The 13,779-nt window shown below is 62.3% G+C and carries 13 protein-coding genes; 10 read left to right on the forward strand and 3 right to left on the reverse strand.

All coding sequences use genetic code 11. From position 1 onward, the window contains the following. The first annotated feature begins 73 nt into the window (after positions 1-73). The 10 genes from PQR67_RS12595 to PQR67_RS12640 all read left to right on the forward strand — a co-directional run bounded on the left by PQR67_RS12595 (position 74) and on the right by PQR67_RS12640 (position 10,980). Entirely contained in the window at positions 74-520 is a 447-nt protein-coding gene (locus PQR67_RS12595) for a hypothetical protein (RefSeq protein ID WP_408459030.1), read from the forward strand. Positions 521-699: 179 nt separating this feature from the next. Beyond that, positions 700-1,497 carry an H-NS family nucleoid-associated regulatory protein gene (locus PQR67_RS12600; RefSeq protein WP_408459033.1) on the forward strand — a complete coding sequence of 266 codons (798 nt, stop codon included), beginning with the start codon at positions 700-702 and terminating at the stop codon, positions 1,495-1,497. A 22-nt stretch (positions 1,498-1,519) separates the two neighbouring features. Continuing rightward, complete coding sequence (locus PQR67_RS12605) at positions 1,520-2,005, forward strand: hypothetical protein (RefSeq protein WP_408459035.1); 486 nt, start codon at positions 1,520-1,522, stop codon at positions 2,003-2,005. A gap of 625 nt (positions 2,006-2,630) precedes the next feature. After that, entirely contained in the window at positions 2,631-3,602 is a 972-nt protein-coding gene (locus PQR67_RS12610; RefSeq protein ID WP_408459038.1) for an alpha/beta fold hydrolase, read from the forward strand. Then, positions 3,599-4,168, forward strand: a complete 570-nt coding sequence (locus PQR67_RS12615; protein ID WP_408459041.1) for a methyltransferase family protein — start codon at positions 3,599-3,601, stop codon at positions 4,166-4,168. The genes PQR67_RS12610 and PQR67_RS12615 overlap by 4 nt, the downstream gene beginning before the upstream one ends. A 9-nt stretch (positions 4,169-4,177) precedes the next feature. Beyond that, positions 4,178-5,518 (forward strand): glycosyltransferase, encoded by a 1,341-nt coding sequence (locus PQR67_RS12620; protein WP_408459044.1) that lies wholly within the window; start codon positions 4,178-4,180, stop codon positions 5,516-5,518. Then, the gene (locus tag PQR67_RS12625) at positions 5,515-7,128 is read left to right on the forward strand and encodes a DHA2 family efflux MFS transporter permease subunit (protein ID WP_408459046.1); all 1,614 of its coding nucleotides are present in this window, start codon (positions 5,515-5,517) and stop codon (positions 7,126-7,128) included. Before PQR67_RS12620 ends, PQR67_RS12625 begins: the two co-directional genes overlap by 4 nt. Positions 7,129-7,138: 10 nt before the next feature. Further along, the gene (locus PQR67_RS12630) at positions 7,139-8,179 is read left to right on the forward strand and encodes a glycosyltransferase family 2 protein (RefSeq protein WP_408459049.1); all 1,041 of its coding nucleotides are present in this window, start codon (positions 7,139-7,141) and stop codon (positions 8,177-8,179) included. An 8-nt stretch (positions 8,180-8,187) separates the two neighbouring features. Then, the gene (locus PQR67_RS12635) at positions 8,188-9,732 is read left to right on the forward strand and encodes an efflux transporter outer membrane subunit (RefSeq protein ID WP_408459051.1); all 1,545 of its coding nucleotides are present in this window, start codon (positions 8,188-8,190) and stop codon (positions 9,730-9,732) included. After that, positions 9,733-10,980 (forward strand): HlyD family secretion protein, encoded by a 1,248-nt coding sequence (locus tag PQR67_RS12640; RefSeq protein ID WP_408459053.1) that lies wholly within the window; start codon positions 9,733-9,735, stop codon positions 10,978-10,980. It begins immediately after the preceding gene. Positions 10,981-11,011: 31 nt separating this feature from the next. Here the strand turns inward: PQR67_RS12640 and PQR67_RS12645 are convergent, their stop codons facing one another. The 3 genes from PQR67_RS12645 to PQR67_RS12655 form a co-directional block, all read right to left on the reverse strand. Next, positions 11,012-11,554 carry a hypothetical protein gene (locus PQR67_RS12645; protein WP_408459055.1) on the reverse strand — a complete coding sequence of 181 codons (543 nt, stop codon included), beginning with the start codon at positions 11,552-11,554 and terminating at the stop codon, positions 11,012-11,014. 96 nt (positions 11,555-11,650) lie between these two features. Continuing rightward, on the reverse strand, positions 11,651-12,298 hold the full coding sequence (locus PQR67_RS12650) for a response regulator (RefSeq protein ID WP_408459058.1): 648 nt from the start codon (positions 12,296-12,298) through the stop codon (positions 11,651-11,653). A gap of 2 nt (positions 12,299-12,300) precedes the next feature. Continuing rightward, positions 12,301-13,710 carry a cache domain-containing protein gene (locus PQR67_RS12655; protein ID WP_408459059.1) on the reverse strand — a complete coding sequence of 470 codons (1,410 nt, stop codon included), beginning with the start codon at positions 13,708-13,710 and terminating at the stop codon, positions 12,301-12,303. Between the last annotated feature and the right edge of the window lie 69 nt (positions 13,711-13,779).

The following is a 13,779-nucleotide window of genomic DNA, read 5'->3' on the forward strand; positions in this document are numbered from 1 at the left end:
AGTGTAGAAGGGCGATCCGGACACAGGTGAAACAGCACTGCGAGATTGGTAACGCGGGGTTACCGGCTAAAAAATGAATGATCAGCCTTTGAATCTCCAATTGCTTGCCTATAGTAGAAGCAGTTATTGCCGCATTGCACGGCGGCCGGCTTCTCTTTATGCGGGTGACTGGGAAACAGAAATGACGCCATCGAATGCTGCGATCTATCAGGCCCAGGCCTCTACACCGGCTTCATTGCGAACGCTTGCCGGCTATCTCGAGCTGGCGCTCGACGAAGGGGCGAGTGTAGTTCTGATGCGGATCGGTACGCAGGTTCGCAGTGTTTATATCGGTGATCCGTCCGGCACGCTGGAGGCGTTGACGGATCACGGCGTGGTGGCCGCCTTTCAGGCCGACGAGATGCTGGCGCTGACGCAATTGGGACTCAACCGGATAACCGCGGACGATCAACAGTACCGGTTCATGCGCAGTGTGAGGTACATCGCTGATCGCCAGGTTGTTGTTTTTACTCCGACTTAAGTTGCCGGGCAACAATCGGAAAGACTAAAGAATGCGGCGATCCGGTAGTGAACTCGAAAGTTTCGTACTCCACGGTAAGCGTTCTCGTGTGAGTCAGTTGCCTTAATAGCGGCACTGGTCTGCCTTTCTGACGCTATTCATGGCATAGTTCGATCGATTACCACATAAGGAGCGATCAAATGCCCACGTTAGAGCAAATCCAGGCGAAGCTGAAGAAGCTGCAGGCGCAAGCCGACGTGCTTATCGCCAGGAAGGCACAAGCCGCGGTCGATCAGATTCGCGAATTGATGCTCAAGCACGGCCTGACTACTGCGGATATCGAAGCAAAGGCAAAAGCGAGACGCGCCGCGCACGCCTTGAATGGACGTGCTGCAAGTGGTAAGGCAAAAGCCGCCGCAGGCAAGTCGATTCCAAAGTACCGCGATCATAAAAGCGGCGCGACATGGACGGGTCACGGGCGTGCCCCGGCCTGGATTGCCGCGGTGAAAGACCGGACTCAATTTCTTATTGACGGTGCCAGCGAACTGAAGTCCGCGGCAAAGGCAGCGGTCACTTCCGCCAAAGCGGGAAAAAAAGGCCAGCCTAAAGGTGCTCAGCCGCCCAAGTATCTCAATCCGAAAACGGGCGCCACCTGGAGCGGTCGCGGTCCGGCACCGGCATGGCTTGCAACGGTCAAGGATCGAACCCAGTTTCTGATCGACGGTGCTACAGCCACCAGCAATGTCGCCGCGCGTAAAGGCGTGACGGCGAAAAAGGCAGTGACGTCCAAAGCGGCTGCGAAAAAGAGCACCGCGGCGACTAAAAAGGCTGCGGCAAAGAAAAGCGTTGCGAAGCCTGCTGCGAAAAAAGCCGCGGTGAAGAAAACCGCTGCGGCAAAGAAGACGCCGGGTCGCAAGGCGGGGAGCAAAGGCCGAGCCGGTGCGAAGCGCGTTGTCGCCGCGGCGCCGCAAACCGCGACGGTGCAAACCGCCGCATGAGCGCAACGGAGTCCTGAAGTAGATGACTAGCTCGCTCGATGTACCCCAGCAGGAAGACCAGGTCGTCCTGCTGGACTCTGTTCCTCAGCCCGCAGCCGACGCCGCCGAACCATTCATTGTTTCCAGCGACCGCCGGGTGATTCTGGCTTATCCGATTGCCGAATCCGACTTCGAGCGGTTCGGGCCATTCGATGCCGATGACGATCCATTCTGCACGGTGCTATTTCCTGATGCCGCGTTTCATCGACTGGGGCCGCCGGGTGATGTCGATCTCGAGATCCATCCACTCGCTTCGCTTGGGCTCAGTGGGTATTCGGTTCACGAAGTGATGAATTCGTCGCTGGCCGCGGAGATCTCGGCGGTCACTTCGTCGGGTCCTGCGCAGCGCCACTTTGTCATCACGTTTCAGAACGCAACGTTCGAATGCGTGGCGTCCGACTACACGGTGGTCGGCGTGTACGGAGCGGGTGAGATTGCCAGCCGGGAAGCGTTCTCGCTGGTCCGGTAGCGTGGTTAGCGGTGAGTGCCGTTCGGTGTAGCCGTCTGTTCCCAGCCCTGACCTAATGCCTGAGCAACGCCTGCACAACGCCTGAAACGCTCGCGCGCTCGCGCAGCGTTTCGGGCTATCCCGATGCAGGACTCGTCGTTCAATATGCAGCTTTGGCGCAATGGCCGCGCAACGCGATGCCATTTCCTTTCAATAACATTTTCGTTGCCATTTCGAACATATGCTCAATGATTTTTTTAGCTTTTATTTTTGAAACATGTTAAAAAGCTTTCCGTCATCGTATATTGACATCAAGTCTTCACGCAGTGAGTGCAGACTGGCGTCAACGGATGGCGTGCGGCAAAGATTGAAGCAACGTTTTCCAAATTACATATAAATATATTACGAGGCATCGAACGCTCGATTGAAGCACGCAGCAGTCCACGTGTGCGTCAGGTAGAGTCGGCAGGCATCGCGTCGAGTGATGCAGGTTGTCGGTGCAGCAGCGGTCGTCGCGGATCGGATTTGCCGGCGTTAAAGGCAAATCGCATGGGCCTGATCCCCGGTAGTACGGCCGCAAGGCGTCCGCAAGCGCGGGCGCGGTATCGGTACGCATTTGCTTTGAGCAAGTGCATGCGAATACGCCATGCCCATCGAAAAACTCCTTGTTCCGCTACCGGCGGGCCTGAAAGTCTACGTTGAACGTCACGTATTCGATCCGGCCTTCGAGAGTGTCATTCTGATCAACGGCGCGTTGGCCACCACAGCGTCGTTCGGGCAGACAATCAAATACCTCGGCGAACGCTATAACCCAATTTGTTTCGATTTACCCTATGCGGGTCAATCGAAAGCGCATAACGTGTGCGACTTCGTTCTTACAAAAGACGATGAAGTCGACATTCTGCTGCATCTAATAGGCTTATTCGAGCCGAGCTTCCTGTTGTCGGTGTCGTGGGGCGGGGTGGCGTCGCTGCTTGCGCTCTCGCGGGCGCGCACCAGCGTGAGGCGCGCGGTGATTGCGTCGTTCTCGCCGCGGCTCAACGAGGCCATGACCGCCTACGTGACCTCGGCACGCGACCATATTGCCGCCGGCGAAAATCTGAAGGCCGCGCAACTGCTCAACGATACGGTTGGCCAGCATCTGCCGCGCATCATGAAGCTCTACAACTACCGCTATCTTTCCACGCTGCCACGCGATGAGCAGGACCAGGTGGCGTTTCACGTCGACCAGATTCTGGCCATCCGTCCGGAAGACTATCTGCACGAGTTTCGCAACATCGAGTGCGGACTGAAGTTCCTCAACGGTGAGCTCGACGACTACACCACGCCTCAAGATGCCCGCTCACTCAGCGCGCATCTGAAACGCGCCGAGTTTCTCACGATCGAGCAGGCCGGGCATTTTCTCGATCTGGAAGGCCGCTCCGCGCTGCGCCAGGTTCGGACGGCGATTTTCGACTACTTCGGCGCATCGCCGGTGCAGGCGACAGGCCGCGCGCTCGACTGCTTCGACGCGTTTGCCGCCCGTTCGCCCATCATGCCGGCGCCGCAGCCCGCGATCGCAAACGTCGCATTGCAGGTCACCGCCGATCACTCGTTCCAACAGGTCGAACTACCGTGAATATCGTTCAGAGCATTGCCATTGTCGTACCGTGGGCACTGTGGCTGCTGTATTGGGTCGCAACGTCGAACCGCGTCAAAGAGACGGCGCGCAAGGAGGCCTCGCTATCGCGCACGTTACAGTCGATTCCGCTGATTGGCGGCGGCGCGCTGATCGTGCTGCCGGACTTCAATACAGCGGCATTGTCTGTCGATCTGCATGCAATCGGGCCGCTCCAGTTGGCCGGCTTCGCGGTGCTCCTGGCGGGTCTGGCTTTTTCCGTGTGGGCGCGGCTGCATCTCGGCACCAACTGGAGCGTGTCGGTCACGCTGAAGGAAGGGCATGAACTGGTGCGTAGCGGGCCTTATGGCGTGGTTCGTCATCCGATCTATACGGGCTGCCTGCTGGCGCTTCTGGGGGCTGTGCTGATCGGCGCGCAATGGCGTGGCGCGGTTGGGCTATTGCTGATTTTCGCGTCGCTGGCGTACAAGGTGCGGGTCGAAGAGAGCTGGCTGACCGGTCACTTCGGCCGTGCGTACTCGCAGTATCGCCGCGACGTCGCCGCGTTGATTCCTGGTCTCTTCTGAGCGGTCCGAATGACGAAAGTCATCATCACCGCGATCGGCTCGGCGGGCGACGTGCACCCGTTGCTCGGCATCGGCGCGGCGTTGGCCGCGCGCGGCCATGAGATCGTCTTTTGCACGCATCCGCCGTTCGCGCAGGCTGTCTCGCGGCTGGGTTTTAGCTTCGTGCCGATCGGCACCGCTGCTGAATATGAGGCAGCGATGGCGAACCCCGCGCTGTGGCATCCACGTACGTCGTTCCGTACGCTATGGGCGGTGATCGCACCGACGCTGCGTCCGCATTTCGACACGTTGGCCGCGCTGACCGATAGCGACACCGTGCTGGTCGGCACGTTGTGGGCCTTTTCCGCCCGGCTGATGCAGGAGTTGTATCGCGTGCCCTTCGTGTCGGTGCAGGTGTCGCCGTCGACCTTGCTCTCCGCGCATGCGCCGCCGACACACCCGCGGCTGACGATTCCGCGAGGCTTGCCGCTGGCTGTGAAGGCGGCGCTGCTGCGGCTGATCGACCGGCAGGTGCTCGACAAGGTCTGCGGCCCCGCATTGAATGGGTTGCGCACGGAACTGTCGCTCGCACCCGTGCGGCGCATTTTTGGCGAGTGGCTGCATTCGACCGATGGTGTGCTGTGCCTGTTTCCGGACTGGTTCGCGCAAGCTCAGCCGGATTGGCCGGCGCCGCGCTGTCTCGGCGGTTTTCCGCTGTTCAACGATACGAGCGCACCCGCGCCCGATCCGCAACTCGACGCTTTTCTCGCTGCGGGAGAGCGACCCGTGGTTTTCACAGCGGGCTCGACTCTGATCGATCAGGATCGCTATGCAAATGCGGTGAAAGCGGCGCTGAGGGAAGGCGGGCTGCGCGGTATTCTTTTGACACCGGATGCGCCCGGCCCCGAGGCGGCCGATGCCCGGGTGGATGCGCATGCAGGCGCGCCGGGCGCGCTGCTCAAACGGCGTTATGTGCCGCTGCAGACGCTGTTGCCGCGTTGCCGGGCGCTGGTGCATCACGGCGGCATCGGCACGGCAGCGCTGGCGTATGCCGCCGGGATTCCGCAAGTGGTCACGCCATTCGCGCACGATCAGTTCGACAACGCGCAGCGTGTCGTCGTGACGGGTTGCGGCGTTCGGCTCGACAAGCCGCTGCAACCGCAGGCGCTCGCGCGTGCCTTGAAGCACGTGCTTGGCAGCCCGTCAATCGCGACGCAGTGCGGACGCGTGCAGGACCGGATCGCGGCGTCGCAGGACGGCTGCGAGGCCGCCGCACGCTATATCGAAGCGTTCATGCCGGCCGGCGTACGCACGCAGACTGCCAGCCGCACGTCTTTGCCGGCGTTGGCCGCCGTCGGGCAGAGCCTATGAGCGCCGCTACGCCGTTGCCGAAGCGCCCCGCATCGGCCGACGCGGGGCATGGCGCCGGTGCCGGTCCCGACTCCGCTGGTGCGGGTGGCATACCCCGCATGCGTGGCGCGCAGCTTGCCTTGCTGACGTTCGCGTTATCGCTGGCCACCTTCATCGAAGTTCTGGATTCGACGGTAACGAACGTCGCGGTGCCGGCCATTTCCGGCGGCCTCGGTGTGTCCAACAGCCAGGGCACGTGGGTGATCAGTTCGTACTCCGTGGCTGCGGCCATCGCCGTGCCGTTGACGGGCTGGCTGTCACGCCGGCTCGGCGAAACACGGCTGTTTCTCGGCGCGGTGGTGCTCTTCACGTTGACCTCGCTGTTGTGCGGCGTAGCCGGCGACTTTCACCTCCTGGTGGTGTGCCGGGCATTGCAGGGCCTTTTTTCCGGGCCGATGGTGCCGCTTTCCCAAACTATCCTGCTGCGCACGTTTCCGCCGGACAAGCGCGTCGTGGCACTCGCGTTATGGGCGATGACCGTGCTGCTCGCGCCGATTTTCGGTCCGGTGGTCGGCGGATGGATGATCGACAATTTTTCGTGGCCGTGGATTTTCCTGATCAATCTGCCGATCGGCATCTTCTCGTTCGTGGTGTGCCTGACGCTGCTGCGCGCCGACGCCCCCACCGCCAAGGCGGCGCCGATCGATCTGCCTGGCATTCTCCTGCTGGTTGTCGGTGTCGGCTCGCTGCAGATGGTGCTGGATCTTGGGCACGATCGTGGCTGGTTCGATTCGCCGCTGATCTTGACGCTCGCGATCGTCGCCGGGTTGGCGATCGTGTCGCTGTTGATCTGGGAGGCGGGCGAACGGCATCCGGTGATCGATCTGAGCCTGTTCCGCGATCGCACGTTTTCGTTTTGCGTGCTGATCATTTCCCTCGGCATGATGAGCTTCTCGGTAGTGGGCGTGATTTTTCCGCTCTGGCTGCAGGCCGTGATGGGCTACACCGCGTATCAGGCCGGCCTTGCCACCGCGCCGCTCGGCGTGCTCGCGCTGGTGTTCTCGATTGTGGTCGGCATTTATGCGGCCCGTTTCGACGCGCGCGTGCTGGCGACTTTCGGCTTTCTCGTGTTTGCGGGCGTGCTGTGGTGGGATGCGCATTTCACGCTGACCATGACCTTCACGCAGATCATCACGCCGGGTCTGATCCAGGGCATCGGCTTGCCGTGCTTCTTCATTCCGCTCACCGCGGCGACGCTCTCGCGTGTGTCCGACGACAAGCTCGCGGCGGCCTCCAGCCTGTCGAATTTCTTGCGCACGCTATCGGCCGCGTTCGGCACGGCAATGAGCGTCACGCTGTGGGATAACCGCGCGCTGTATCACTACGACGTCGTCGCCCAGTCGGTGACGAAATCGTCCGGCAATACACAGCGCTTCGTTCAAAGTCTGCACGGCATGGGTATCGACGGCGCGCGCGAAGTCGCCACCTTGCACCACGTCGTGCAACAACAGGCTTACATGATGGCAACCGGCGACATGTTCTACATGGCAAGCGTCACCTGCCTCGTGCTCGCCGCGATGATGTGGCTCACGCGTCCGAAGCGCGGTGCGGCGATGGCTTTAGGTCACTAAGGGGCTTCCAATGACGATCCTGGGCGCATTGATTATCCTGTTTCATCCGAGTGAGGCGCAACTCGCGCGCGCGGTGGCGATGCGCGAGATGTGTGATCGTTTGCTGGTGGTCGACAATTCGCCCGTGCCGGACGCGCGCGCCGCGACCATGCTGGGGGAGGCTGGCGTCGCGTTGCTGCATCACGGTAACCGCAACGGTATTGCCGGCGCTTTCAATTGCGGTTTGAGCGCGCTGTTCGACTCAGGTGTGGACGCCGTCGCGCTGTTCGACCAGGATTCCGAGGCGCCCGCGGATTATTTCGCGGTCATGCGCGAGCGGTGCGCGTCAATGAGCGGCCGGGCGTTCCTGGCCGGCCCGCGTATCTTCGATGAAAACGACCAACGCTTCCTGCCCGAGCTCGCGACAAGCGGCCTGACGGTCGAAAGATTGTCGATCCACGCCGACGCGGTGCTGCAGCGCTGCGCCTTTCTGATTTCGTCCGGTTGTGTCGTTTCGCGCGAAGCGTTCGAGCGGCTCGGCCGCTTCGACGAGGCGCTGTTTATCGATCACGTCGACACCGAATACTGCTTGCGCGCGCTGCTGCGCAATGTGCCGGTGTATATCGTGCCGTCGCTCGTCCTGCTGCATCGGATCGGTTCGCGGCGCCGTCACAAATTGGGTTCGCTGGAATTGACGACGATGAATCACCCTGGTTTCCGCCGCTATTACAGCGCGCGAAACGCGATGCAGCTAGCGCTGCAATATGGATTGCGCTTGCCGGTAGCGATTGTGCCCAACCTGTTGACGCTCTGGCAAATGGTGCAGATCGTCCTGCTGGAAAAAGACAAGCTGGCCAAGCTCAAAGCGATCGCCCTGGGTCTGTTCGATGGATTCTTCGGGAGAATGGGGCCGCTTGAGCGAACGCGTCCGCGATTCGCGGCCAGCGTGGCTCAGACCGCAACGACCGCTCATGCGGCAATCGCTGCCAACGTGGCTGACCCGTCGACGCTCGCTGAAATCAACACGCCGGTGGCAGGCGCACGCGCAATGCCGCGTACCTGGCATTCGTGAGGCCGCCCATGCAATTACCCCTGCCGCGCGCCTGGCCGCCTCTGTTGCCGCTACTGCTGATTGCTGCGGCGCTGACGGGTTGCGTCAACGATTCCGGTCTGCACACCAACGTCAAACCGCTCAAGCCATCCGCCGATGCGCTGGTGCAGACTATCGGGCCCAATGCGAACGGCACATGGCCGGCGCCTGATTGGGTCAAGCGCTACCGCGATCCGCAACTGGACGAACTGGTTGGCGAAGCGTTGCAAAACAATCCCGATTTGCAGATCGCCAAGGCGAGGGTAGGTGCCGCACAGGCGCAACTCGAACAGTTTGCTTCGCTCACCGGTCTCACCGGCACCGCGGGCGCGACCGTGAGCAAAGCCCGTTTGCCGCAGCCGAACGACGCGGCCAACGTATCCGTCGGCGGTCAGCAGATTCCGGTGCAGTTGTTCAACGATCCGGTGGTTTCGCCTGCCGCGTTGTTCGCCGGCCTGAGCTACCAGCTCGACTTGTGGGGCAAGAATGCCGCGCTGACCGGCGGCCTGCTGTCCACGCGCGACGCAGCGCGCGTCGATGCGGAGCAGGCGCGGCTCACGTTGACGGTCGCACTCGTCACGCTTTACTGCGAGCTCGACCGCGCGTATGCCATGCAGGACGTTCTGCTGCAGAAGCAGCAGGCCGCCGATAGCGTCGACGCGGTGTTGCGCGAGCGCGGTGCACGCGGTATCGATAATGCGTACGACTCGGCCGACGCCGCACTCAAGCGAAGCCGGCTCGCTTCGCAACAGGCGCTGAACGGCGAGCGCATCCAGTTGACCGAATTGCAGATCGGCGTGCTGAGCGGGCGTGGTGCGGAGCGGGGTTTGTCGCTGCATCGTCCGCAACTGGCCGCGGCGGCCGATGCGCCGATGCCCGCGCAATTGCCGGTGGATCTGCTGGGCCGCCGGCCCGATATCGTGGCCGCGCGTTTGCGGGCCGAAGCCGCACTCGCCAACATCGACGCAACGCGCGCACAGTTCTATCCCGACGTGAACCTGGTGGCGTTTGCCGGGCTGACAGCATTGACGCCCGCCGCGCTTTTCTCGCGCGCGGCGATGACCGGCTCGGTGGGGCCGGCGATTTCCCTGCCGTTTTTCGACCGGACCCGTTTGCGTGCGCAACTCGGCGGAGACTATGCCAATGTCGACGCCGCGATCGGTCTTTACAACAAGACCGTCGATGAGGCGCTCGGCGATGTCGCGCGTCAGCTGACCTCGTTGCGCACGGTCGATACGCTCACTACCGAGCAGACTCGCGCGGTGGACGCGGCTGCGAAAATCGTCGCGATTGCCGAGGAGCGGCATCGTCGCGGTATCGGCATGCAGAAGGACGTGACGCTGGCGGACCTGTCTTTACTTGACGAACGCGCGCAGCAAGTCGATCTGCAGGGTCGCCGCAGAATGCTGCAGGTTGCGCTGGTTGGCGCCCTTGGTGGCGGCTTTGACGTACGCAAGGTGGCCGGCGCGCCGATCGCTCACTATCAGCCGACCTTTCCCTCTCACGCACGCATCACGGACACGCACTTCGATTGAATGCACAACGATAAACAGGCACAGCATGCGGCCGGCTGGACCCAGGGGCAGCCAAACCCGTCAAGCCCGGCAGACGCGGGGAGCATACCGGGCGACGCGCACGATTCGAAACGGGTCGTGCGCCGGCGCCGTTTCGCCGTTTTCTTCGGCGTGGCGGCGCTCGCCGGAGTGGCGTGGCTCACGTATTGGGGCTTGAGCGCACGCTTTTACGAAGAGACCGACGACGCCTACGTGGCGGGCAACATCGTGCAGATCGCGGCGCAGATACCCGGCACGGTCACCGATATTCTGGTGGACAACACGCGTCAGGTCCGCGCGGGCCAGCCGCTCGTCAAACTCGACGACGCCGAAGCGGCCGCCGCCTTCGCGCAGGCCAAAGCGCAACTGACGCTCGCCGTGCGCCAGGTGGCGAACGCGACGATCTCGCGCAAGCTCTATGTTCAATCGATCGACGCGCGCCGCGCTGAACTCGCATTGGCGCAGCGCGCGCTGGCGGCGCGCGATCATGCGTCGGTGGAAGTGGTGTCGCCGGAAGAATTGGCGCGCGCTCGCGAAACCGTCGCCGTCGCGCAAGCGAACCTCGCCTCGGCGCAGGTTCAGCTCGACGCCGCCCGCGCGTTGGGCGGGAAATTTCCGGTTGAAGCCAGCCCGCCGGTTCTGCAAGCCGCCGCCCAATTGCGGCTCGCCTATCGCAACCTGCAGCGCACCACGGTGATTTCTCCCGTTGACGGCACGGTCGGCCAGCGTGCGGTGCAGATCGGCCAGCAGGTTGGCCCGGGTCTCGCACTGATGTCGATCATTCCGCTCGAACGTCTGTGGGTCGAGGCGAACTTCAAGGAAGGCCAGATTCGCAGCATGCGCGTGGGGCAGCCGGTACGCATCGTGTCGGACGTGTATGGCTCGCAAGTGGTGTATCGCGGGCACGTGGAAGGCTTTTCGGCCGGCACGGGCAGTGCCTTTTCGATGCTGCCCTCGCAGAACGCCGCCGGTAACTGGATCAAGGTCGTGCAGCGTGTGCCGATTGTGATTTCGCTCGACGCGGCTGAACTCGCGGCGCATCCGCTGCGGCTTGGGCTCTCGATGCAGGTGTCGGTGGATACGCATGTGCGCAGCGGTCATCTGATCGGCAACGACACGCCGGCGGCGACGCAAAGTACCCGCGTTCACGATAACGTCTCGCGCGACGCCGACGCGCTGATCGCACAAATCATTCGTGACAACAGCGACCGTGGCGGTGCCGCTGACTAGATTCGTGCTCCGCGCTGCAGATAGATTGCGGCTAGTTGCCCGGATCGACCACGGGCTTATCCGGATCCGCCAGGGTTTTATAGGGCAACGACGCCGCGTGGGGATTGCTTGTGGTGTCGTCGATCACGCGATCGACATCCGCGGTTTTCGCGAGTTCCCTGAGGAACGTCTGTTTGTCGAAACCCGGCGTGACGCAGCCCTGTACGTAGATGAAGCGGCGTTGCAGCGTGAACCACAGTGTGGACTGCTCGCGCCAGTGGGTGGCGTAGTTGATATTGGCGAGCCGCCGTTGAACGGCGTCCGCGATTTCCGCGTCGTAGAGGTACGCGTTCGACAGACGGCAGCGGCCTTCCACCCAGCAGCTATTGCCGCGCTCGATCCGGTAGTGACTATCGTCGAGCCATTCCTGCTCGGTTTCCAGCGGGCCTAAGGGCACCGGGCATTCGCTGACCGCCTGGGATACCTGAAAGAACGGATCGTGCCCGCGATTGACGCGTTGCGCTTCGGCATGGGCGTGTGCCGCGCTTACGACGATCAGGAGACTCGCCAGGTGCGGTGGGATCAGGCGTTTCATCGTCATCGGCTCCGGGATGTTGAGCGTAGGGTAGACGGATCGACGGTTTTGATTCTCGGCTACGTAGACGAGATTATGTCGTGGGGACTCGGGATCTCACTGGTTCTTGCGACGATTTTCGACGGCGAACTTGATCAACTCGGCCTGGCCTTCGATATCGAGCTTGCGTTTCAGATTCAGCCGATGCGTCTCTACCGTGCGCACCGACAAATCATTGCGTTGCGCGATCTGCTTGCTCGAGAGACCTTCGGCGAGCGCATCGAGAATATCGCGCTCGCGCGGCGTGAGCCGTTCAACGGGCGACTGCGTCGCCGAGGCCTGAATCAATCGTGCGCCCAGCCCCGCGCTGAAAAACGTCTTGCCTTCCAGCACGGCGCCAATCGCCTGAATGATTTCGGTGGCGGGCGAGTCCTTGAGCACGTAGCCACTCGCTCCTGCGCGCACCGCCTGGGTCACGTACTCGAGGTTGTCGTGCATGGACAGCATCAGCACGCGAATCGCCGGGAAGCGCTCATGAAACATGCCGGCCAGCGCGATGCCGTTGATCCCGCTCATGCCGACATCCATCAACACCAGGTGTGGCTCGTGACTGGCGGCGAGCGCGAGCGCTTCCTGCGCATTGCCCGCTTCGCCGACGATTTCGATGTTGCGCACGGCTTCGAGCCGGGCGCGCAAGCCGTCGCGCACCAGCGGGTGGTCGTCGATGAGAAGCAAACGGGCGATGGCGAGGGACATGTCGTTCATAATCAGATTTTTTGCAAGGCTGGCGATTGATGCGCGGACGCTGCCACGGGCACACGCGCGGTCACGATCGTATGACCCGCCTGCGAGCTGAGCGTCAGCTTGCCGCCCAGTGTATCCAGCCGTTCGCGCATGTTGCGCAGACCCACACCCGCGCGTGGATTGACGAGTGCGCGCGCTACGTCGAAACCACGCCCGTTGTCCGAGATCGTCAGCGTGACGGCGTCGTTCGATACCTCTAGCGATAGCGCCGCGCTGGATGCCTGAGCATGCCGCACGATGTTCGTCAGCGCTTCCTGGGCAATGCGAAACAACACCGTATTCACCGCTTCCGGCAAGGATACGGCATGCGTGTGGGCGATCTGCGTGAAACCGATCTGGATGCCGGACTGCTCGCTCAATTCACGTGTGAGCTGTTCCAGAGCGGCCGCAACGCCGAGATCGTCGAGCATTGACGGACGCAGTGCGTGAGAAATGCGGCGCACTTCTCGCAAGGTATCGCCGATGCGCGCAACGCTCGTGGATAGCGCGGCTTCCGCTGCGGGCACACGCACTTCACTGCGCTCGAACCGCGCCAACGCCGATTCGAGCAGCAGCTTCACCGAGACCATCATCTGGCTGATGCCGTCGTGCAACTCACGCGACAGGCGTGCCCGTTCGTTTTCCTGCGAGTCGACCACCTGTTGAGCGAGCCGCTTCAGTTTCGCATCCGCGCTGCGGTATTCGGTGACGTTGAGCACCAGCGCACACAGTGCGATCACGAAGAGTCCGGCCACGGCGATGCCGTCGATCCACTGCATGGTGCGATCGATGTTGGCCGCCGCGCCCTCGTCGATATGGGCGAGTGTGGCATCGACATCGTCGAGATAGATGCCGGTGCCGATCATCCAGCCCCAGCGTTCGAGCGGCACCACGTAGCCCAGTTTCGACGCGAGCTTGCCTGTCGATGGACGATGCCAGACGTAGCGCACATAACCGCCGCCGCGCGAGGCCGCGGCGAGCAGTTGCTGGATTGTCAGCGCGCCTTGCGGATCGCGCAGCGCCCAGAGGTCACGTCCAACGAGGTCGGGTTCGCGCGGATGCATCAGCGAGCGGCCGTGCATGTCGTAGACGAAGAAGTAGCCGTCCTTGCCGAAGTCCATTTTCCCGAGGATATCGAGCGCGCGGGTGCGCAACGTCGCATCGTCGCGCGCATTATCGCGGCCCGCGTCGTAGAGCGGGGCGATCGCCGTGGTCGCGAGCTCGACGTAGTGCTTGAGCTCGATTTCCTTGCTGGCCATATACGCGGCCTGGGTGGTCGCGTGCTGCGTTTCGGCAAGCGCCGTGGCTTCCCGGCGTACGCCGGTTTCAATGCTGACGATGGCCACCAGAAAGGGCACGATCGCCAGCAGGACAATCTTTGCTTTGAGTTTCATCGTAGACAGGACCGCCAACGGGCTACGTAGTATTACGTAGCCGGCATACGTAGTTGCGCGCTTGTGAGG

This window comes from Paraburkholderia fungorum, from assembly GCF_046026025.1.
Taxonomy (GTDB): domain Bacteria; phylum Pseudomonadota; class Gammaproteobacteria; order Burkholderiales; family Burkholderiaceae; genus Paraburkholderia; species Paraburkholderia fungorum_E.